Consider the following 21848-nt stretch of genomic DNA (forward strand, 5'->3'; position numbering starts at 1 on the left):
CATTTCATTTGGAGGTTTATACTTTGGTTGGCAGGTGTTTGATGCTAAATTTCCTGAGCAGGTCGAGTTTATGGGTGTATCTCATGGTAGTGTAAATCACTGCGTGGCACCGGAGGACAATCCAAAACTCCCACCTGACTGCCAATGGGCGATAGGTAAAACATCGTATATATCGGTAAAAGATCTTGAAGAGATGCCTGGTGTCTTTAAGGCAAACAGCATAGAAGAGCTTGCCGGCATGCTTTATCCTGATAACAAAAAGGCACAAACGCAGTTTCTAGCGACCATAAAACGCTACAACGAGCTATGCGATAAGGGTCATGATGATGACTTTGGCAAGACTGCTAAAAGGATGTTTCCTGTCCGCCACGCTCCGTTTTATGCTGGCAAGATGAATGTTGGCGCGAGCCTAGTTGTTATGGGCGGCTTTACTGTTGAGCCAAATACTGCAAATGTGCTAGATACTGACTATAACGAAATTTCAGGGCTTTATGCTTGCGGTAATGTCATGGGCGGACGCTTTTTGGGCGATTATCCGGTAGTCTTAGCTGGTACTAGTCATGCGACATGTCTATGCTACGGACGCCTAGCAGGCTATCAGGCTGCGGCAAACGCAAAAGGAGAAAGAGCATGAGCAAGAGAAGAAAATATACGTTAATAGGATTATTGATAGCTGTTATCGTGGGCTTTGTAGCTTTTCATCAAGTACAAGCAGCTAGCCACAAAGCTGAGTTTTGCATCTTGTGTCACAACATGCAGCCTGAGTACGACTCTTTTGTAAAGGGAAATATGCTAGCTAAAAAGCATAATGATGCAAATGTAACATGCCATGACTGTCACGTTCCAACTATACCCGAGCAGCTAAACGAGGTCAGGATGTATCTAACCGGCGACTTTGAGATGCCTGCAAAGCAAAGAGGCTTTAAAAACGAGCAGTGCACCGAGTGTCATAAGGTGGATGATATCAGGAAAAAGACTGCACATTATGGTCTTTCTAACCCACACGATGGAGTTCATAATAAAGACAATGAGATGCTAGAGTGTCAGTCGTGTCACGCTGTGCATCATCCACAAAAGCTAAATACTTGTATGTCTTGTCACCCGATAGACTGGAAAGTGGATAGTAGCTGGAGAATGTTTTTGCCTAACGAAAAATAATCTCTAATCCGCCTCACTTGGGGGCGGACTTTCTATTTTGCTAAACTCATAGCTTTTGAAAGAACTCTTATTAATTTTAGCAAAAGTAATAGAGTTCTTTTGTGTTATTGCTATTATTAAGCCTAAAATCGCATTCATTAATACAAAACAATAAATTCCATTGCTTTATTTAAAAAACAAGAAAAGTTCAAAATGGCTTGGAATACCGATTTTATAGTGTTTCGATGTTCCTATCTCCCGGCCACTTGCTTCAATACAACAAACAGCATAATACTATAATTACTTCCTTGCAACAAAAAACACACCATTTTATATATTTAGCTAACATTTTGGTTAAATTACCATAACTTAAAAGATAAGTATTTAAGTAATTGTCTCAACTGTCATGCGTTTTTGTGTGCAGCTCATGTTTTAGCTACAGCTCTCCGGGATTTATTTGTCATTCTTTGTCTTTATGTCACATTTATCACCCACTAGCCACCATAACAGTCATGCAACTTTATTAAGATACAAAAGAGCGGGCACAACTAACTATTAATAACTTTTTTATGCTCATCTTACACAATAAGGCAAATTAAGGCTTCGTAAAATAATTAAAGCCATTAACTCGACTCGCCACTAACAATATCGGTCCTATTTTCTCTTCAAGTTTTACCATCTCACTCTCAAGATCTACTAGTGTAGCTTTTGCATTAGTGATCTTTTTAGCCAAGGCTTCATATCTATCAAGCATAGCTTTGAGTTGTTTTACGTCTTGCATTTTCTTTCTCCTTTACGTTTAAAACAAATTCCAACCTTACCTACCTTCATTCATTTCAATTCAAAAGCCAACGGCTTAAATTTTAACTACGCTCTTTTTATTTACTTAAGCAGTATTTAATCGTTTCAAAAGCCAACGGCTTAAATTTTAACTTTTAACTGGCTTTAGCCCACGCCCCTTAGCGGTGTTTCAAAAGCCAACGACTTAAATTTTAACGCAAAACGGCGTGATGAGCGATGAAGCTCTAGCGGCGAGTTTCAAAAGCCAACGGCTTAAATTTTAACTCGGACATTTTAAACTCCCAGTACCAAAGGACGTCATGTTTCAAAAGCCAACGGCTTAAATTTTAACTTGATTTAAATAGTAGATTATGGGTTATTTCAAATGAGTTTCAAAAGCCAACGGCTTAAATTTTAACAATTAGAGTAGAAATATTTTTGTTTTGAATTTGCTGTTTCAAAAGCCAACGGCTTAAATTTTAACCAGTTTGCGTCGTTGTTTTTTGCGACTACTTTTAAAGTTTCAAAAGCCAACGGCTTAAATTTTAACACACCTTTTTTAAATTTATTTAAAAGACCCTTTGGTTTCAAAAGCCAACGGCTTAAATTTTAACTTTCTCTCCTGCTAGTTTCATCACTCTTTTTATAAAGTTTCAAAAGCCAACGGCTTAAATTTTAACTCGATTACTAACATTAGCGCACCGACGGCTAAAAGTTTCAAAAGCCAACGGCTTAAATTTTAACTGAAACGCCAAGAACATTTGCAAGCATACCGACCTGTTTCAAAAGCCAACGGCTTAAATTTTAACTCTTATGCACTAGCAGTAGATATTATTGATACAACCAGTTTCAAAAGCCAACGGCTTAAATTTTAACCAAGTTTTTTCATAGTTTGTTTTACCAACAAAAAGTGTTTCAAAAGCCAACGGCTTAAATTTTAACTCACGATCGGCGAGGCATTTTTGCCAACACTAAATTGTTTCAAAAGCCAACGGCTTAAATTTTAATGTAAGGTCTTCAAACATCTCATCGATACCAAGTTTGTTTCAAAAGCCAACGGCTTAAATTTTAACCACGGGCTGGAGCTTTGCGGATTTTATCCGTTTTGGTTTCAAAAGCCAACGGCTTAAATTTTAACACAAACAGAACCCGATCGCCTAGCGCGAATGCTCGGGCGTTTCAAAAGCCAACGGCTTAAATTTTAACAGCGGAGTAGAAGCTAGCCGCATAAGCTCAAGCTTGTTTCAAAAGCCAACGGCTTAAATTTTAACGGTTGCCCATAACCTCTAGTCTTTTGTCTGTCTTTTGTTTCAAAAGCCAACGGCTTAAATTTTAACGCAAGATACAAATAGCCAGTGGAAAGTTAGCACAATGTTTCAAAAGCCAACGGCTTAAATTTTAACGGTCAAGCAACGGCTCAAATCAATGAATTTACCATGTTTCAAAAGCCAACGGCTTAAATTTTAACCCCTTTATTAGATATTCACTTACAGGGTCGAATTGTTTCAAAAGCCAACGGCTTAAATTTTAACTTAGAGGGGTCATATACAGGTTTAGCAGGAAGAGGTTTCAAAAGCCAACGGCTTAAATTTTAACTTAATAGGCATAGCGATTTCTTTATATTGTGTTAGTTTCAAAAGCCAACGGCTTAAATTTTAACATGCGGTTTTGTTCCAAAATATACAAATTTAGCAGTTTCAAAAGCCAACGGCTTAAATTTTAACGTATCTCCCAAATCCAAGATAATCTACTACGTCAGTTTCAAAAGCCAACGGCTTAAATTTTAACTCGACGGCGGTGAGATAAAGACGTTTTCCGACGGGTTTCAAAAGCCAACGGCTTAAATTTTAACTAGGCTGTTTTAATATCGACTTTGAAACAATATTTGTTTCAAAAGCCAACGGCTTAAATTTTAACATAGTCTGACTTTGCTAAGCTTCTGCCATCACATACGTTTCAAAAGCCAACGGCTTAAATTTTAACACAAGATGGCTTGGTTTGTGTTGTTGATATTGGATAGTTTCAAAAGCCAACGGCTTAAATTTTAACTCTTTTGAATTTAAATTCTTTTTGACATTGTGAATGTTTCAAAAGCCAACGGCTTAAATTTTAACGCAACATACACAGCTTCTGAAAAAGACTCCGAAAAGTTTCAAAAGCCAACGGCTTAAATTTTAACCAAGAGTTGAAGTGATAACACGATTATGTTAGAATTGTTTCAAAAGCCAACGGCTTAAATTTTAACCAGTATTTTGAATGACCCTACGGCACAAATAGCAAAGTTTCAAAAGCCAACGGCTTAAATTTTAACCAGATTTTGCCAAGACAAAAGATTTTCAGAAGAAAAGTTTCAAAAGCCAACGGCTTAAATTTTAACAGAACGTGAGATTCCGCCACTAGACTTCGTAACAAGTTTCAAAAGCCAACGGCTTAAATTTTAACGCCACTTAAGCGCTTACAGTGTTCGTAAACTATCTGTTTCAAAAGCCAACGGCTTAAATTTTAACTTGACTTTTAGTCCGCCTACCTCTAAATGAGTTTGAAGTTTCAAAAGCCAACGGCTTAAATTTTAACGTCAAGAGTGCAAGCAACAGTTATTTCTAATGGAAAGTTTCAAAAGCCAACGGCTTAAATTTTAACCTTCGCCTATGTGTTCGTATCTACCAAATCCAAGAGTTTCAAAAGCCAACGGCTTAAATTTTAACTGTAACCTCGGCTAGATGGCTTGCGATAGGATATGTTTCAAAAGCCAACGGCTTAAATTTTAACTTTGGTTTGACGACGAGCAGGACGACACTAAAATGTTTCAAAAGCCAACGGCTTAAATTTTAACTATTTCGGCTAACAGCTTCTACCCGGATATTGAATGTTTCAAAAGCCAACGGCTTAAATTTTAACCTAAACAAAAACGAAGTTTTCAAGTTTTCTCCTTTGTTTCAAAAGCCAACGGCTTAAATTTTAACCAATCAAAAAGTTGTTTTTATGCCACCAAAGGTAGGTTTCAAAAGCCAACGGCTTAAATTTTAACTAAAGTTAATTGTATAATTTCCTACTCCATTATCTGGTTTCAAAAGCCAACGGCTTAAATTTTAACTTAGTATGGTTATCTGCACTTTTGGGGCAGCGTGTTTCAAAAGCCAACGGCTTAAATTTTAACTAAATCAAGGTAGATTTTGGATATACAGTATCCAAGGTTTCAAAAGCCAACGGCTTAAATTTTAACAAGATGACGGCGCGGCCAAGCGTGCGTTTAGTCGCTTGTTTCAAAAGCCAACGGCTTAAATTTTAACATAGTAGCATGAAAAACGAAGCGAGGAGCAAATTGTTTCAAAAGCCAACGGCTTAAATTTTAACAATGACCTTGTGTCAGTCACAATACAGTGTGGCGAGTTTCAAAAGCCAACGGCTTAAATTTTAACAAATTTAACGCGGGCGATAATACGGTGCAAGTCGAGCGTTTCAAAAGCCAACGGCTTAAATTTTAACAGCAAAACTAGTAGTAAAACAGATGGAAAAAAACGGTTTCAAAAGCCAACGGCTTAAATTTTAACAGCACCAAAACACACATTTTAGGGCTGTTTGCAAGATAAAGTCTATATCTATTTACCTTATAAAAGGCTAAATTTTACTCACATCAAACAGCCAAGTGCCCAAAATATCGGGTCATCATAAAGCTTAAAACAAGCTTTATCTCCATACAAACCCCTCATAAGGTGCGTCCTCACAAATACACTTTTTAAGTCTATTGGCTTCTCGGCGGATCACCTGCCTCCACGTGAGCTTTTGCCCCGCTATTTCTACTTGCTCGGTGAGCTTGCCGATTATCTTTATCTCGATCTTTTGCACGGCTTCGTTGCTAAATTTGATCCGTCCGGCGTTCGTCTCAAAGTCCTTTGCCGTGATCTCACGACGATTTAGTATTGTAAAGATCAGCGTATCGCCCAAAATCGGCTTAAAAATCTCAGCAATATCAAGATGCAAGCTAAGCGCACGGTAGTTTGGCTCGTGTAAAAAGCCGATCCTTGGATCTAGCTCGGTCTTATAAATCTCACTTAGACAGACATTATAAATGCGTGTATTTATGTAGCTTATGAAGCTGTTTATCTTGTCTGCGGGCGGGCGCTTGGAACGCACTGTAAATTTAAAGCTCTTTTGATCGGTGATTATCTCGTTCCATTTTTCGTAATATAGCTTTTGAAAAGCACCTTCGGCTGCCATTATCTGCGCTATCGTTGTTGCTCCCTCAAGTGCTGCGATATGCGGACTTATGTCAAAGCTCACACCGTGTTTTTTACAGTTCATCGCATCGTTTAGGATATGTGCCCTAGTTATCTCACGTGCGATATATAGGCGCTTTACGCTATCGTCAAAGGCACGAAGCTGCTGCAAGAGCACAAAACCGCTTTTATTTACGGAGTTTGACGTGTTTGGGAAAAAGTTACCACGAAAGCTGCCGTAAGGGCTAAAAAAGTGCAAAAGCACGTTATTGTCAGCCAAAAACGCAAGCGTATAGCTGTCTATCTCAACTCTGGCTAACATATAGACCTCATCAATGGCGTTAATAGGCAAAATTTTAGTCGCACATACGCTCAAATCCTCGTCAAATTTATCAAAATACAGGTTGTTATCCTGCCGCCTAAGTCGCCCGGGGCTAAGTATAAAGTGTGTTCTGTCGTTCTTTTGCATTTGTCCGCCTTAGCTAAATAGTGAGCCGTTTTTGTCCTGTCCGATGACTAGGCGCTCGGAGTATTTGAGCGAGTTAAACGTGTAAATCACGATGGAGTCAAGCTCCTTGTCGCACTCCTTTTGAAGTGTCGCCGTGAGCCTTTTAAAGTCACTTTGTCTTATCTCGCCCTCAAAGACCGAAAACTGCACGCGCGGCAGATACTTCTCCACCGCTTTTCTTATGCGGTTTGCATTATTTTTCTCCTTTTGCTCGGCTCCTGCAATATCATAAAAAAGTATCACATACATCTTGCCCCTTATATACAATAGTTTCTATAAGCACAGTTGTCGCATATCTTTTTGTGCTCAAATTTAGGCGGCGTGGGCGTGTTTACGAGCTCCTCTATCTCGCCTAGTATTTGCTCTAAAATGGCAAAATTCTCATCGCTATCCTCCACGAGCACTACTTTTTTACCGCTTATTATCTTGCCTTTTACCTCTTTTAAATTTAAACCTGTTTTTAAAAGATAGATATAAAAAAGTAGCTGCATTTTAGCGGCATATTCGTTTTTTAGGCTCTTTTTGTATTCGGTTACGACGTAGTGTCCGCGCTCTTTTGAAAGCTTGTCAAATTTCAAATTTGCAAAGGCAAACTCTTGTAAATTTTGCTCTTTTATATCCGCCATCGCCTTGCCAAATGCGACGTTTTCATCCTCTTGATCAGCGTGGATATGATGGGCGTATAGCCACGCTTCACGCTTGCAAGTGGCGTAGTAGTTCACAAGCGTTCCGGTGATCTGCTCTTTGTTAAACATTAGGAAAAAGCCTCGTTTAATGCGCCAAAGTTCACATCTTTTTTAAGACCAAAAGATTCATTATACATAGTATCGCCAAAAGGTAGATAATAGACATCTTTAAGCCCTAAAATAGGTTTCAATATTAAATTTTGACTATCTTTAATAGACACATTTACACCAAATTTTGAAATTTTCTTTATCGTATTTTTTAGCATATCTTTGGCTTTGAATTTATCCATATTTTCATTTTGTCTGATAGCTAAAATTTCACTCTCAAACTCCTTTATAAAGCTAGTCTTAGGCTCTATAACCACAAGCACTTTATACTCATCGTTCATTACCTCATCTATCGCTTTATTTATGTCAAAAAATGCCAGCTCTTTCATCTCTTTGTGTAACAAATAGCCCTCAAGGTGTGTGCTAATATCCGCAAAAAATTGATTTATAATCTCTAAAATTTCCTCTTCTTCAATACACTTTTGCAAAAGAGTTTTTTGCAAGATATTATCACTTATAAGTTTCACATCGCCGTAAATCGGGTCTGAGTACCCACAAATATCCTCAAACACATAAAGTGTGCCTTGAGTGCCAAAATTTCTGTTTATCCGTCCTGCGGTTTGCACGATAGAGCTTATCGGCGAGATCTCTCTAAACCCAACATCAAAGTCAAGATCAACACCAGCTTCTATCGACTGCGTAGAGATCAAAAGCACGGGTTTTTCGCCCGCGGTTTTATTTAAATTTATAGCCTCTTTGACGCTTTTTATCGTATCTTGTTTGTGCTTATCGTGCATATATCCGTTGAGGCAAAAACAGCAAAAACCGTCTCTAAACCTTAAAAACAGCTCCTGAGCTTTACGTATAGTATTTACAACTACGAGCGTGTTTTTCTCACTTGCGCTTTGGCTGATTTGCTCTATCAAATTCTCTTCATTTTGCTCTATATCAAGCCACTTTAACACATATCTATTTTGGTTTTTAAAATACTTTAAATTTGAAATTTCTCTAAAATTTTCACTATGCATGATAGGCATAGTCGCCGACATAAATATAAAAACGGTGTCAAATTTCTCAGATATTATCTCGCAAAGCTTGATAAAATCAGCTCTAAATTTATAAGGTATCGCTTGAGCCTCATCTATGATAACGACGCTATTTTTTAGCTGGTTAAATTTGACATTATCCCTGTTTTTATTACCAAAAATGGCAAAAATCAGCTGATAAAGTGTCGTTACATTGATATTTGCGCTAAAACTTTCCATTAGAAATTTTATCTTGGAGTATCTATCTTCAGGCGTGTTTTCATCTATGGCGGTTTTATGGTGTGCCTTATGGACCAAAACGTCGTCGTTATCTTTATAAATTTTGCTTATCACATCGTGAGTTTGGTCGGTTATAGAGGTAAATGGCAAGGCGTATATAATGCGCTCTTTGTTAAATTTAAGAGCGAAATTTAACGCTGTCAAAGTCTTACCGTAACCGGTTGGCGCGGTAAGCGTAAAAAGCTTGTGGTTTATATCAAAATTTGACATCACAAACTCTCTAAATTCGCTTCTTTTTTTGTTTGGCTTTGCACTTTCTAGCTGCGACATATATAGATCAAATTCTTGCGTCTTTATAGGAGCTAAACCGCTCTGTTTTTCACTAAAAATGGCTTCAAATTTATCAGCATAGATAAGAGATGAATAAAGTCTTTTAAACTCTATAAAGTTGTTATAGTCAAATTTGTTTTTCAACCTAAGCGTATGCATATATAGCTCTTTGGCTCGCTCTAAAAGCTTAGTTTTATCGGTTTTTATCTCGGAGTAAATCTCTAAATTTTTAGCATTTTTAGCAACTTCATCCCAAAATTTCAGCTCATTTGATAGCTCAAAATATCTGCCAAAGTTTTTGTTTGAGCTTATTAGCTCGTTAAAATTTTCGACGTCGCCGTGGTGAGATACGATGGATAAAAAGCCAAAAGCTGTCTCTAGCTCGCTTGCAACTGAGTTTAAGAGAAAAAAATACGCCGAGAGCAAGGAGTGATTTTTATAAAGTCCGTTTTCGCTCTCACCTCTGATATACTTTTGAAAGTCGTTTTTTAGCTTTGCAATATCGTGAAATAGCTTTATTTGCTTGCATATTTCATCGCTCTCGCAGCTTATCATATTTACGATATGAGTTGTAAAAAGCTTATCAGGATGCGATAAAAACTCGCTAAACAAAATAGACTCGCTCCCCATTTATCTCATAGATATTGCCCCTATTTTTCGCTCGAACCCGACTTTCACCGCCGACTTTAATAACAAAGTTGTTAAAGTCCTTAAAAATTCTCCCCTCTTCACACGCGCAAGCCATCCTTGCGGTGGTGAGCTTGATGTTTTGATTTTGCGTGTCAAATATGAAGTCATCAAGCAAAACAATGGTATCTACATCGCTTTTGTCTTCTTGTGCCAGCGAGCAACTTTTTATATCTATCCAGCTAAAATCAGCTATGCAAAAATTTATCCCTAAATACGGCGTAAACACGCTTTTATGTTCTTTTAAATTTTTAATAATCGCGCTTTGATAACACTCTTCTAAATGCTCTAAATTTAAAAATATCGTATATGCGGGACTAATGATAAGCTCTCTATAAAACTGCTTTTTCTCACTTGCATCTTGATAGCCCTCTTTTATGTGCATACTTGATGAAAGAGCGAATTTTATACCGTTAAAAACAAAGCTTTTCTTAGAAATTTGCCTATCAATCTTGACGCTATACTTTATATCGTTTAGCTTGTAATACTCTCTTTCGCCGATGATCGCACCCAAAAGCCCCATTATGGAAGTTTTGGGTGGCACAGGATAGGTAAGGCTTGAGTATATCGTGGCTGGGTGTGAAAAGTGAGCGTAATCGCCCGTTAGCTTAAAGGCAACGATATTCATTTATAGCCCTATTTTTTGCCAGCTTTCGCCAAATCCTGCTTTATTGTTTTTCTCAAAGTCAAAGTCGCTTACATATTCGATTTTCTCGATATTTTGAGCGTATCTTTGAAGCTTTGCATTTAAATTTGAAAAGTCGATAGTGTAGTCGTTTATGTTTCTTATAGCCTCGTCACTCTTAGCGCTTTTTAACGATATGCTATTGTTTAGATCCCCGGCAAATGTATCGTCTTTATATGTTATTATCAGCATAAATCTAGGCGTTTGACCCATTTTTGAGCGTGTTATTAGATTTTTCGTTCCGTTCCAAAGTGCGGATAAAATTTCCCTTGCATCATCTTCGCTGAAATTTGTATTTTTAGCGTTATTGTTATCAAAAATTCCGTAAGTCGCAAACATCGCGTAGCTTAAAAAGTCCTCTTCTCTAAAAGTTTTTGCGCCCTTGTCGTTACCACTAGCAAAGGCTCCCGTGCCTTTGATGTGTTGTGTTTGCACCCTGTGAAGCGACCTGCTCATCCTAAACTGAACCGCACCGGTAAATTGCACTCCGGCAGTTTTTATATCCTTATCTTTTTTCATCTCATCTTTATCAGAGATTGGTAAAACTCCGCCAAATGCGCGAATATCAATAAATTTAGACAGTATATCCCTTTCTATTTGCGCCTTTTCTTGCTTTATGTTTATGACCTCTCTTACGGCGGATTTACAGTCTAGGATGTTTTCGCCGCTCTTATACTCTTTGACAAAGATAATGCTCTCGTCCTTTTTCATAATCTCATCGCGAATAGTCCGCTTTATACGCACGTCCGTAACCTCAGCGATATTTGTCTCGTCATCTATCCTAGGAGCATTTTCTCTTAACATATCGCCGTTTGGGTTAAAATTCTCTCCATCCCACAAAAACAGTATCTCTTTCTTTTTCATCTATTCTCCTTTTTTCTCATCTTTTATAAATTTATTATAGTCATTTCCGCCCATAGCAAATGCAAGCGTGATGTGAGAGCTTTTAGCCACATCTTTTGATAAAAATACACTTGGCAATATCTCCTCGGCTAGCTCCATAGTCTGATTTATGCTTAAATTTGGATGCTTTGATATATTTTCTAGCTTGCCCTTTGTTGCATAGCATTTCATCCAAATTCTCTCAAGCGAATCCTTTGTTATAGCGCCATTATTGTTTAACCATCTAGCAAAAGATGCACTTTCGCTAACGGCGTATTGCCACTTCATAAGAGCAGACGACAGCATACCTAGCAAATATGCCCCTTGCAAAACGCTATCGTTGTTTATAAATTCGCTACCTTGTATAAGTGAGCGGATAAGCTCCTTTTTGTCCTTTAAATTTTGCAAATCACACTCCTTTTGCAATGTAAGTTTTTTATTTAAAATATCTATCTCGTTAAATAGCTCTTGGTATTTAGAGATACTTTCTATGCTTCTTTGCGGATAGTAACCGTTAAAATACTTCCCCCAATCAATAGCAAAACGATACTTCTTATTGATATTTCCATAGTATATCAGCTCAGCATACCTTTGTATCATAGTGTCTAAATCAACCTTGTTTTGAGACAGCAAAAATTTCATAATTTCAAGACTATTTTCAAAAAGATTTTGCAGATATATAGCCTCGTCGTTATCCTTTATATCTTTGCGTTTAAAAGCCTTTATGTTACGACTTCCCATAGCGTTTGAAATTTTAGAGATATAAGACGGCAAGACATCATCTATCTGGAGCAAAACATCAATCGCCGCATTATTTTTAGCATAGAATAAAATCGTGTTTAAAACAGGCAGATCTTTCTCTCTTTTTGCCACATATTCTAGCGCGACATCTATGGCTATCTCCTCAGCTTGTGCGAGCTCCTCGACATCATTTTTCTTAGCCTCTTTTAATATCTGTATGATCTCTTTAAATAGGCTTTGATCATTTGAGAGCAGTGTCGGCAATATCGCCATTTTAACACCATAAAAATTATGCGAAAGCTCCTTGTCAGTGGCTAAAAATCCGATCCTAATTCTATTTGCACTTGACTCATTTAGCGGTAGAAGCTTTGATTTTACGCTCTTTAAATTTTCAGGCAGTTCATTTACGGAGCAAAAGGCTAAATTTGCGTCCGCTCCTACGCCTTTTTTGTTGGTTAAGATGTCATATCCGTAAATTTTACTAACCTCTTTTTTATCTATATGCTTGTCAAAAATCTCTTTAAAATACGATGATATTGGCTTTTCGTTATAGGACAAACAAAAGAATGTGGCTACTTTTTTATCCTTTGCCTTATGCTCGTCAAGTGCTTTAATATTGGTTATTATATCGTCAAAAAAGCCCTCGTTAAGCTCGCTTGATCTCTTTAAAATTTCATTGTTTTCTATATCGCTTGGAGAAAAATAAGACATTAAGTTTTTAACAGACTTTAAAACACCTTTTATAAATTTTGCTTCGTCTTTACTAACATCTTTTGAGATAAATTGATAGTTGGGGAAAAGATTGCCAGAGTTTGCCCCTATGCCAAATCTAGTGATGATTAACTCATCTTTGGGGATATTAGTGCTTGGAATTATATTTTTTGTATCTATATCACACAGGTAGCACTTTATTTCGTCATATTCATAGGCTCTATTTTTAATACGCTTCTCATCTTCCTCATAAACTGACCCGATATCAGAAAATATTTTGATAATGTCACCCAAGATACAATCCTTGACTTATGTGTTTTGAAATTATACCAAATATTTATGGATAAAATAATATAAAAATATTGCAGATACAACAAAACCAAATGTTATACTAAACCTTGCAACACTCCGTTTGCTAATGCTGTCTTTATCAAGAACCTGCTTTTGATAAACCAACTCGACTTTAGCCATAAATTTATAGATATTTTTCATAATAATCCTTTTTTATGGCGTATTATATATTTTATCTGACATTTTGTCAAGTTACATTATCTTAGTATTAAAATATATTAAGTCATGCAATTACTTTGTTTTAATTTTTTTTTACTATAATACATTTAAAGAACAAGGCTATCCCTATGGGATTTTAAACCATTATCTTAGCATTTAATATGCCTTGTTCTAATCATCTTTTGCAACCTCTAAAAATCCGACACCAAAGCTCATACATCCGCTTCCCACGCCCGTATCAAGCATCAAATTTATCATCTCACTACTAGCTCTTACCTCCCAAACCGCCGGCCAAGCACGCACAGGCATCTTGTTGTTACCATAATAAAAATAAAGCGGACTTTCTAAATTTTGCCACTTTAAATTTAGCTCAAATTCTCCCTCGTATTCTCGTCCACAAAGCGTCTCAAACCGCTCTAGCGCATTTTTCTTCATCATCTCAAGGTGTCTGGAATCTTGCGGTTCAAGATAGACTTTATGCCCCAAAAGCCCCTTTAAAGCGCACACCACGTTTCCTTTTAGCAAAACCGTAGCTAAATCCGCCCCATCAACTCTGTGTCGCTGCAAGGACACTGTGCTACCAGTTAGATGAATTTCACCCAAATTTAGCCCGTTTTTTAATACAGCCATAGCGATAAGCTCTTCAAATTTTGGCTCAAAAGCAGTAAATCGCACGCGCAAATCTGCCCCTTTTAGTCTATAGTCAAAATTTGTTTTCTTAAAAATTTTCCCGGTTTTTTCATGCTTATATCCGACGTGCTGTGAAGCCGGCAAATGATGATATATAAAGCCTTGTATGAGCTCGGGCAAGATTTTGGTTATTTTTAAATTTGTCGTAGGAAGCTTAGAGTCTATCACTACCATCATCGTCCTTTTTACTTAAATTTTCAAGTTTTGCGCTCTCTACTTCGATCTCTAGTTCGCCAACTTCTGGCATATTTTGCGTAGCTTTTTGAGAAAGCTGCCTAAAGCGCTGTGTTTTACCATAAAGTCCTTGTCTTCCGGCAAGTGATGTGACTACTTGATTATACTGCCTAGTTGCGGTTGTAAGCGTTGCCCCAAGCTTGTTTAGATCCTGGGCTACGACGCAAATTTTATTATAAATTTCACCTGCACTAGCGGCTATTTGTATGGCTTCTTTGTTACCCTTTTCTATACGCCACAAATTTGCCACGGTGCGTAGTATCGGCATTAAAGTCGTATGAGATACAAGCACGACCTTTCGTTCGTAACCATATCCAAAAAGCTCTCTTTCGTATTTTAAAGCCTCGATATAAGCTGCCTCTATAGGCATAAACATCATGACAAAATCAGGACTCTCAAGCCCTTCTATCATGCTATAGTTTTTTTTACTAAGCTCGTCGATGTGTGACTTGACTGACTTTACATGCTCGCTAAGCGCGGCCTTCATCTCATTTTCATTTCCCGCGCTCATAGCTACCTCGTAAGCCACAAGAGAGACCTTGCTATCAATGATGATATGTTTATTATCAGGTAGATACACAACAAAATCAGGCACCATCCTGGCCCCGCTCTCGCTTTTAAAGCTCTCTTGCGCGCGGTATTGTTCGTTTTTTACTAAACCGGCGGCTTGCAAGGTCGCTTCAAGCTGCATTTCGCCCCAGTTTCCCGCGATCTTATTGTTGCCCTTTAGTGCATTTGTAAGGTTACTAGCCTCACGGCTCATACCAAGTCCTATGTCAAGCACCTTTTTGAGTTCGTTTTCTAAATTTAGGCTATTTTGTTGAGTTTTATCGTGAATTTCATTTGTTCGTTTTTGAAAATTTTGTATCTGTTCTTTTAGGGGATTTAGAAGGAGTTCAAGTGATGTTTGGCTGTTTTTATTAAAATTTGCGCTCTTTTCTTCAAAAATTTTATTAGCTAGATTTTCAAATTCGGTGCTTAAATTTTTCTTTACTTGAACGAAATTCTCCTCTTTAGCGAGCTGAATTTTCTCACGCTCCTCAAGAGTGGTTTTTAGACTTGAAATTTGTGTTTTTAAATTTAAAATTTCATCTTCAAGCGCATCATTTTCTATGCTTTTTCGCTCTAACTTTTGGCTTAAATTCGCATTTGTTTCTTTGCTTTCTTGCACTCTTAAGGCTTCGTTTTCAAGCCTTACTTTTTGCTCGATACTTAAATTTTCAAACTCGTTTTTGCTAAATTTTAAACTCTCGATCGTCTTTTTATCGTTTAAAACTACACCGAGTAAAACAGCGCATATCACGCACAAAAAGAAGCTAACCGCATAAAAAATATAAATTTCGTTCATAAAATGCCTTTATTTAAATAAAAGCGATTTTATCAAAAGTATTGTAAATTTATCTCTGTGATGTCATCATGTATCCAAGCTCGGAAAGGTTTTTTATCTTTATGCCAAGCTCTTTTTTGATACATAAAACGATATTTTGTATAGCGCTTTTGCTTACGTTTTCATCCTCGTAAACATACTCCGTGATCTTGTCGTAGGTTACGAGCGAATTTAGGTTATAAGCAAGTAACCAAAACAGCTTGTTTTGCAAAAATGTCAGATAAACTTCGTTGCCGCCTTTATAAATTTTCTCGCGTTCTAGATTTATGCTGATATCGTGACTTAGTTTGATCAGTTTATCTTGCGACTTTACGCTAAGACTCATTAACATCGAGCGTAAAATTTCAATATCTATGGGCTTTTTAAGAAACAGTGCGGCTCCTGCCTTTACGCTTTTAAGTAGGTTATTATCAGTGTCATACGAAGTAAAGATAATAAATTTTTGATGCGGTTTTGTCTTTAGTATCTCGTTCATCATCTCAAAATCCATTCATCATAGGCATGTGAATGTCCGTTAAGATGACATCTGGGTTGTTTTTATTAAAAGACTCGATCCCTTCATATCCGTCATTTGCGGTATAAACACTCATACAATACGGCTTTAAAGCGCTTTTTAAAAGCGTAAGCGCAACATTATCATCCTCAACGATTAGGATGGATATTTTTGATAGCGAGTCTAAAATTTCCTCTTTCATTTTTCACCTTTTAAATTTATATCAAAACTTAGCTCAAACACGGTTGGATTTGCATCACTAACAAGTTTTAAGTCGCCGCCTATCTTTTCGTTTGCTAGCTTTTTACCAAAATAAAGCCCTATACCGTTACCGCTTTTTTTGGTTGTTTTTGGCATAGAAAATATCTTATCTCTCATCGCTTCACTAACACCCCAACCATGCTCGCTAACAGTTATAAAGCACTTAGTCTCATTACTTTTGATGTCTATTTCTATCTCTCTTTTGTTGATATTTTCAAATTTTTCAACCACGGCGTCTTTTGCGTTGTGAATGAGGATGAGTAAAATTTGCTGTATGATATTGTCTTTTTGTGTCACGATAACATCGCTTGAATTTACCAAAATCACCTTGACATTTACACGGCTAAGCTCCGTATGCATAAGCATGAGTAGGTTTTTCACGCTTTTGGCGACGCTAAATTTATTGATATTTTCGCTTGTTTTGTAAAAATTTCTAAAAATTTCGATCGTATCACTTAGAAGACAGACTGAACTCTCGCCACCTTTTAGTATCTCATTAAGAGTTTGCTTGTCTAAATTTCCGTCTCTTTCAAGCATTTGAAGTGTCGTTATCATAAGCTTTAACGAATTTACAGGCTGGATGAATTGATGATTTATGCCGCTTATAAGCTCCCCTGCTTCGCTCATTTTAGCCTTATGAGCAAGTAAAATTTCATACTCATCGTTTTTATCTTTTATCTTTTTTACATAAGGCTATGAAGTAAATTTGCTAAAAGTATAAGCACTAAAAATGAGATGAAAAACAACGCGGCGCTGTTTTGAAATATCGACAAAAACTCGCTGACTTGGCGCTCATCGTAAGCACCCGCCCCTACAAACCAGTTTAGCGACGGAATTTCGGCAAGAGAGATGAAATTTGAGTTTATATTTATACCGGATAGATCCTCACCTGCTAAAAACATCTCTTTAAATCTACTTTGTATCTGCTCTTTTAAATTTATATCGCTCATTTGGGTTAAGGCCTCGCCGCTGTGAGTTACGATAAAGTAGTAAGAATTTGGCGAAAGTTTTAAATTTCTTATGTTTTTAAAGATATTGCTTATCTTAACAACTCCACATAAAACGCCCACAAATTCACCATTTTTATGGCTTGGCACACAGATATTTAAAACCTCGGTATTTAAAACAGTGTGGTTGGCGATGAAATTTATTGTGGGAGAACAAGTCTGCTTTGTTTCTACAAAACAAACCAGACTTGTTCTTTGTTTAAATTCAGCGTCATCGCCCGTGTATTTCTTACCATTTACGAAAATATCGCCGTTATCTTTTAAAAACTGAACAGCATCGAAGTTGTTGGGATTTTTATAGAAAGAATTTAAGATATTTGACAAGCGCTCGTTATCATCGGCAAGCTCTAAATTTTGCATAATAAGCGAGATAGTGCTAAGGGCTTGTATCCTTTCGTGAAGCCATGTGTCAAAGCTTTTTACTATGTTTTGTGTAGTTGCGATCTTATTTTTATCAGATAAGGATATCATCTGATCTTTTGTAGCTTGGTATAAATTTACCCCCATAAACAAAACAGTAACGCTGGCAAATATGATAACAAAATAAATTTTAAAATCCGCACTCTTGCTAAATTTAAGAAACACGTTCATATTCGTCCTTTAGCAAGAGTATAACAGATAAATTTAAAATTCTTTTTTAGCCTTAACGCGTGTTACGATAAAGCCTATGGCCATTAAAGCCAAAATGATCGCACAAAGTCCAAATCCCAAAAGCGTGCAGTCAGCCATACTTAGGAATTTTTTAGAAGGTATAAGATACCAACCATCGCTATAAAGCTCTACAAGATAGTTTTGTAGCGAACTTAAAATCACACCGTCAGGCGCCCACTTCTCAAGTGGTAAGCCAAATAGATGGTTTGGCTCAGTCGAGCAGCCTTGCACCCCAAAAGGATCGTCACTATGAACGGCGGCATGGATTTTTGCAAGCTTTACACTACATATAATGCCGTAAATAGAGCCTAAAAACGCAAACGCATAGCCTAAAATTTTTAGGATCAATGGCAGCTAACACTCCGCCTATCGCCATACACAAAAACGCAACTCGTATATAAACACACTGCTCGCAAGGGGGCATGTGTATATACTTTTGAAACAACGAGTGCGCCAATACAACCAAAAACACGCTCACAAACGCCATAAGAAGCCACGGAAAGCGACTATCTTGCCATTTGCCTATCTTTTCTATCAAATTCATTTTTTAGCCTTATTTAGCCATTAGCTCTTTTATAAGACCGGCCATTCCGTCTATAGATGTGATTTTGGCTGTGTAGATTAGGTATTTACCATCGACTACAAATGCAGGAACGCCTTGAATTTTAGCCACATCATAACTCTCATCCCATTTACTAAGAAGCTCTGCTACCTTTGGATCGTTTAAGCCGGCTTCAAATTCCGCCTGTGTTATGCCTGCCGCCTCAAGTCCCGTCTTTAAAAACGCTGCTTCATCTTTACCGTTGCCCCATCTCTCTTTTTTATCATGATAAGCTTTGTAGCATGCCATCTTAGCCTTTTTAAACAAAGACTTCTCATCAAAGAAATCAACGCCATTTGCCATATCTTTTACAGCCAAAACCGCCAAAAGCTTGCTTGCAACTTCGCCGTATTCACCTTTAGTCTTTAGATGATAAGGAACGAATTTAAGCCCTTCGACCTTTTTTATAACAGCAGGTGTTACACTCTTGTCGTATTTGTAACAAAACGGGCAAGCATAGCTAAAAACTTTTGTAAGCGTGCCTTTTTCAACAGAAAGAGGCTTTTCAAGCTTGACATAATCAACACCCTCGGTAAAGGCATTTGCACTTAATGCACCCAGTATCGCAACCGCAGATAGAAGTTTTAGAAATTTCATTGTAATCTCCTTGATTTAAATTTAAAGCAATTATACAAGATGTTTTCGACAGAAAAATCACGCTAAGATTAAAATAAAATAAATTTTTTGATAATTTAAATATCCCATATAGGGAAATTTTAGATGCCAAGCGACATCTAAAATGTAAATTTACTTACTCTGAAGCTCCCTTATAAGCTTTTCAAGATCTTTTATAGAGGTTACGGCGGCAGCGTTTATAACGTATTTGCCATTTACTACAAACGCAGGAACGCCAAAAATTTTAGCAGCGTTATACCCCTCGTTCCAAAGTAAAAGCAAGGCCTGAGTTCTTGGCATGTTTAAGATCGCCTCATATTCGCTTAGGCTAACACCCGCGGCATCAAGTCCTGTTTTTATAAATGCAGCCTTGTCACGCCTACCGTCTTTACTCATCCACTGCTCGCCTTTTTCATGCACGGCTTTGTAATATGCCATTTTAGCCTTTTTGAATGAAGAGCTATCGCTAAATATATCAACTCCATTCATTTGATCTTTGGTTAAAAGTGCAGCCAAAACACTACTTGCAGTCTCACCATAGCTACCTTTTGTGCCTAAATGAAACGGCATAAATTTCATATCTTCAAGCTCTTTAACTATCTTTGGCGTAACACTCTTATCAAATTTATAGCAATACTGACACGCATAACTAAAAACCTTTACTAGGGTATTTTCTCCAACATTTAACGGCTTTTCAAGCACGGCATAGTCTTTGCCTTCAGAAAATGCAGCTGCGTTTAATGCACCAAAAATCGCAACCACAGATAAAAGCTTGATAGCTTTAGATAATATTTTCATATTTTTACTCCTTAAATTTTCGCAAGATTATAGCAGGCAAATATAAACGGCTTGGGGGATTGATGCCATTCGTAAATCGGCGCAGGCGTATAAAGTCCTAAGACCAAACAACCTGCACCTATTAAAGTATGTTGTGTTTAAGCTAGCGCTTCTTACGCTTCCAAAATCGCTCCGCTACTTGCATTGGCTACTAGCTTTTGGTATTGTCTTAGCCATCTGCCACTTAGCTCTTTTTGATGTGGTTTAAACTCCGCCTTTCGCTTAGCGATTTCAGCCTCGTCAAGACGCACGTTTATCTCGTATTTATCGACATCTATTTCTATTATATCGCCATCTTTTAAAAGACCTATCATACCGCCCTCGGCAGCTTCGGGACTCACGTGTCCGATACTAAGACCCCTTGTAGCACCGCTAAAGCGTCCGTCGGTGATAAGTGCCACGTCCGCACCAAGCCCGCGTCCCATTATAAGCGAAGTTGGGCTTAGCATCTCTTGCATACCAGGACCTCCGCGCGGACCTTCGTAGCGGATCACGACTACATCGCCTTTATCCACTTTGCCGCTTGAAATTCCCGCTATCGCCTCATCTTGACTGTTAAAGCAAACCGCCTTACCTCTAAATTTACGCTCGCCAACGATCCCGGCCGTCTTTATCACACAGCCTTGCTCGGCTAAATTTCCAAATAATACCGCAAGTCCACCAACCTGTGAATATGCGTTTTCAACCTTATGGATAACCGACTCGTCCTTTATCTCGCTTGCTCCGACACGCTCGCCTAGAGTCTCGCCGCTAACGGTCAAATTTTCTAAATGCAACATTCCGTTATCACGGCGTGAAATTTCTTTTATCACCGCGTTCATTCCGCCGGCTCGTCCAACGTCTTCCATATGCACACTTGGCAAGCTTGGGCTGATTTTGGCGATGTGAGCGATGTTTCGGCTGATCTCGTTAAGCTCTGAAATTTGTAGATCAACTCCCGCCTCACGGGCGATAGCTAGCATATGAAGCACGGTATTTGAGCTTCCGCCCATAGCCATATCGACGACAAGTGCGTTGCGAACGGCCTTTTTGTTTAAAATATTTCTGATCTTATAGCGCTCATCAAGGACTATTTCACAGATTCTACGTCCCGCACGGCGCACCAGCTCCTCACGCTCTGGAGTTAGGGCTAGTATCGTGCCGTTACCACTTAGCGCGATACCCATCGCCTCACACAGTGTATTCATCGAATTTGCCGTAAACATTCCAGAGCATGAGCCGCCACTCGGACACGCGTTACACTCGATATCTTTTAGCTCGGCTTCGTCTATCTCTTTTGTCTCAAATTTACCCACCGCCTCAAACGCGGTCGCAAGGTCGATCGGTCTTCCGTCCTTTGTGTGACCCTTTTTCATCGGTCCACCACTAACAAACACGGTCGGCACATTTACCCTAAGTGCGCCCATTACCATTCCCGGCACGATTTTGTCGCAGTTTGGCATACAAACAAGTGCGTCAAGTGCGTGAGCGTTCATCACGGTTTCGACCGAATTTGCGATGATCTCGCGGCTTGGGAGGCTATAAAGCATACCGCCGTGCCCCATCGCTATACCGTCATCTACGCCGATGCAGTTAAATTCAAACGGCACACAGCCACATTTGCGAATCTCATCTTTTAAAATTTCAGCATATTTATTTAGGAAAAAATGCCCCGGGATAATCTCTATAAAGCTGTTTGCAATGCCGATAAACGGTTTAGCAAAATCCTCATCCTTTAGCCCCGTAGCACGCAAAAGTGAGCGGTGCGGTGCTCTTGTGTAGCCCTTTTTTATAATGTCGCTTTTCATAAATTTCCTTTATGTTAAATTTGACTTATTTTAGCTAACTTTTTTAAAATAGCGTGAAAAATTTGCCCAAAAATTTAACTTTAACGCTTTTTTTAGGT

Annotated in this window: 20 protein-coding genes, 1 pseudogene and 1 CRISPR repeat array; of the genes and pseudogenes, 2 read left to right on the top strand and 19 right to left on the bottom strand. The window is 38.1% G+C overall.

The annotated features are described in order from the left end of the window. The first annotated feature begins 34 nt into the window (after positions 1-34). Together CCAL9328_RS11065 and CCAL9328_RS07200 are read left to right on the top strand one after the other, a co-directional pair. Complete coding sequence (locus tag CCAL9328_RS11065) at positions 35-634, top strand: FAD-binding protein (protein WP_349304198.1); 600 nt, start codon at positions 35-37, stop codon at positions 632-634. Then, the gene (locus tag CCAL9328_RS07200; protein ID WP_170000362.1) at positions 631-1158 is read left to right on the top strand and encodes a cytochrome c3 family protein; all 528 of its coding nucleotides are present in this window, start codon (positions 631-633) and stop codon (positions 1156-1158) included. Before CCAL9328_RS11065 ends, CCAL9328_RS07200 begins: the two co-directional genes overlap by 4 nt. 574 nt (positions 1159-1732) lie before the next feature. Here the strand turns inward: CCAL9328_RS07200 and CCAL9328_RS07205 are convergent. From CCAL9328_RS07205 to ilvD, 19 genes and pseudogenes are all read right to left on the bottom strand, one after another. Beyond that, complete coding sequence (locus CCAL9328_RS07205; RefSeq protein WP_169972403.1) at positions 1733-1918, bottom strand: hypothetical protein; 186 nt, start codon at positions 1916-1918, stop codon at positions 1733-1735. Between the two features lie 57 nt (positions 1919-1975). After that, a CRISPR array of direct repeats spans positions 1976-5468; the repeat unit is 30 nt; unit sequence GTTTCAAAAGCCAACGGCTTAAATTTTAAC. A gap of 136 nt (positions 5469-5604) precedes the next feature. Further along, positions 5605-6603: a CRISPR-associated endonuclease Cas1 gene (gene cas1, locus CCAL9328_RS07210; RefSeq protein ID WP_169972439.1), complete on the bottom strand. Its 999-nt coding sequence runs from the start codon at positions 6601-6603 to the stop codon at positions 5605-5607. Positions 6604-6612: 9 nt separating this feature from the next. Beyond that, the gene (gene cas2 / locus CCAL9328_RS07215; protein WP_169938584.1) at positions 6613-6891 is read right to left on the bottom strand and encodes a CRISPR-associated endonuclease Cas2; all 279 of its coding nucleotides are present in this window, start codon (positions 6889-6891) and stop codon (positions 6613-6615) included. An 8-nt stretch (positions 6892-6899) separates the two neighbouring features. Then, the gene (cas4, locus tag CCAL9328_RS07220) at positions 6900-7397 is read right to left on the bottom strand and encodes a CRISPR-associated protein Cas4 (protein WP_169972440.1); all 498 of its coding nucleotides are present in this window, start codon (positions 7395-7397) and stop codon (positions 6900-6902) included. Next, complete coding sequence (gene cas3 / locus CCAL9328_RS07225) at positions 7397-9601, bottom strand: CRISPR-associated helicase Cas3' (RefSeq protein WP_228026647.1); 2205 nt, start codon at positions 9599-9601, stop codon at positions 7397-7399. The genes cas4 and cas3 overlap by 1 nt, the downstream gene beginning before the upstream one ends. Then, positions 9576-10286 carry a CRISPR-associated protein Cas5 gene (gene cas5, locus CCAL9328_RS07230; protein WP_170000363.1) on the bottom strand — a complete coding sequence of 237 codons (711 nt, stop codon included), beginning with the start codon at positions 10284-10286 and terminating at the stop codon, positions 9576-9578. Before cas5 ends, cas3 begins: the two co-directional genes overlap by 26 nt. Next, on the bottom strand, positions 10287-11207 hold the full coding sequence (gene cas7b, locus CCAL9328_RS07235; protein WP_169972442.1) for a type I-B CRISPR-associated protein Cas7/Csh2: 921 nt from the start codon (positions 11205-11207) through the stop codon (positions 10287-10289). Continuing rightward, on the bottom strand, positions 11208-12971 hold the full coding sequence (locus CCAL9328_RS07240) for a TM1802 family CRISPR-associated protein (RefSeq protein ID WP_169972443.1): 1764 nt from the start codon (positions 12969-12971) through the stop codon (positions 11208-11210). It abuts the gene before it with no gap. A gap of 30 nt (positions 12972-13001) precedes the next feature. Further along, on the bottom strand, positions 13002-13169 hold the full coding sequence (locus CCAL9328_RS07245) for a hypothetical protein (protein ID WP_170000364.1): 168 nt from the start codon (positions 13167-13169) through the stop codon (positions 13002-13004). 189 nt (positions 13170-13358) lie between these two features. Continuing rightward, complete coding sequence (locus CCAL9328_RS07250) at positions 13359-14051, bottom strand: CRISPR-associated endoribonuclease Cas6 (RefSeq protein WP_169938572.1); 693 nt, start codon at positions 14049-14051, stop codon at positions 13359-13361. After that, positions 14032-15459, bottom strand: coding sequence for a DNA recombination protein RmuC (locus tag CCAL9328_RS07255; RefSeq protein ID WP_170000365.1), 1428 nt, complete (start codon positions 15457-15459; stop codon positions 14032-14034). The genes CCAL9328_RS07250 and CCAL9328_RS07255 overlap by 20 nt, the downstream gene beginning before the upstream one ends. Positions 15460-15508: 49 nt before the next feature. Further along, a complete protein-coding gene (locus tag CCAL9328_RS07260) occupies positions 15509-15976 on the bottom strand; it encodes a response regulator transcription factor (protein ID WP_349304199.1) in 468 nt (155 codons plus the stop codon). A gap of 1 nt (position 15977) precedes the next feature. Further along, on the bottom strand, positions 15978-16193 hold the full coding sequence (locus tag CCAL9328_RS11295) for a response regulator (RefSeq protein ID WP_349304200.1): 216 nt from the start codon (positions 16191-16193) through the stop codon (positions 15978-15980). Beyond that, positions 16190-16879 carry an ATP-binding protein gene (locus CCAL9328_RS11070; protein WP_249318092.1) on the bottom strand — a complete coding sequence of 230 codons (690 nt, stop codon included), beginning with the start codon at positions 16877-16879 and terminating at the stop codon, positions 16190-16192. Before CCAL9328_RS11070 ends, CCAL9328_RS11295 begins: the two co-directional genes overlap by 4 nt. A 56-nt stretch (positions 16880-16935) precedes the next feature. Continuing rightward, a complete protein-coding gene (locus CCAL9328_RS11075) occupies positions 16936-17850 on the bottom strand; it encodes a cache domain-containing protein (RefSeq protein ID WP_249318096.1) in 915 nt (304 codons plus the stop codon). 33 nt (positions 17851-17883) lie between these two features. Beyond that, a pseudogene (dsbI, locus tag CCAL9328_RS07270) lies at positions 17884-18454 on the bottom strand (protein-disulfide oxidoreductase DsbI). Between the two features lie 9 nt (positions 18455-18463). Further along, on the bottom strand, positions 18464-19108 hold the full coding sequence (locus CCAL9328_RS07275) for a thiol:disulfide interchange protein DsbA/DsbL (RefSeq protein ID WP_170000366.1): 645 nt from the start codon (positions 19106-19108) through the stop codon (positions 18464-18466). A 150-nt stretch (positions 19109-19258) separates the two neighbouring features. Then, positions 19259-19924 (bottom strand): thiol:disulfide interchange protein DsbA/DsbL, encoded by a 666-nt coding sequence (locus CCAL9328_RS07280; RefSeq protein WP_169938565.1) that lies wholly within the window; start codon positions 19922-19924, stop codon positions 19259-19261. A gap of 152 nt (positions 19925-20076) precedes the next feature. Next, positions 20077-21750, bottom strand: coding sequence for a dihydroxy-acid dehydratase (ilvD, locus tag CCAL9328_RS07285; RefSeq protein ID WP_170000367.1), 1674 nt, complete (start codon positions 21748-21750; stop codon positions 20077-20079). Between the last annotated feature and the right edge of the window lie 98 nt (positions 21751-21848).

Source organism: Campylobacter sp. RM9328, from assembly GCF_012978615.1.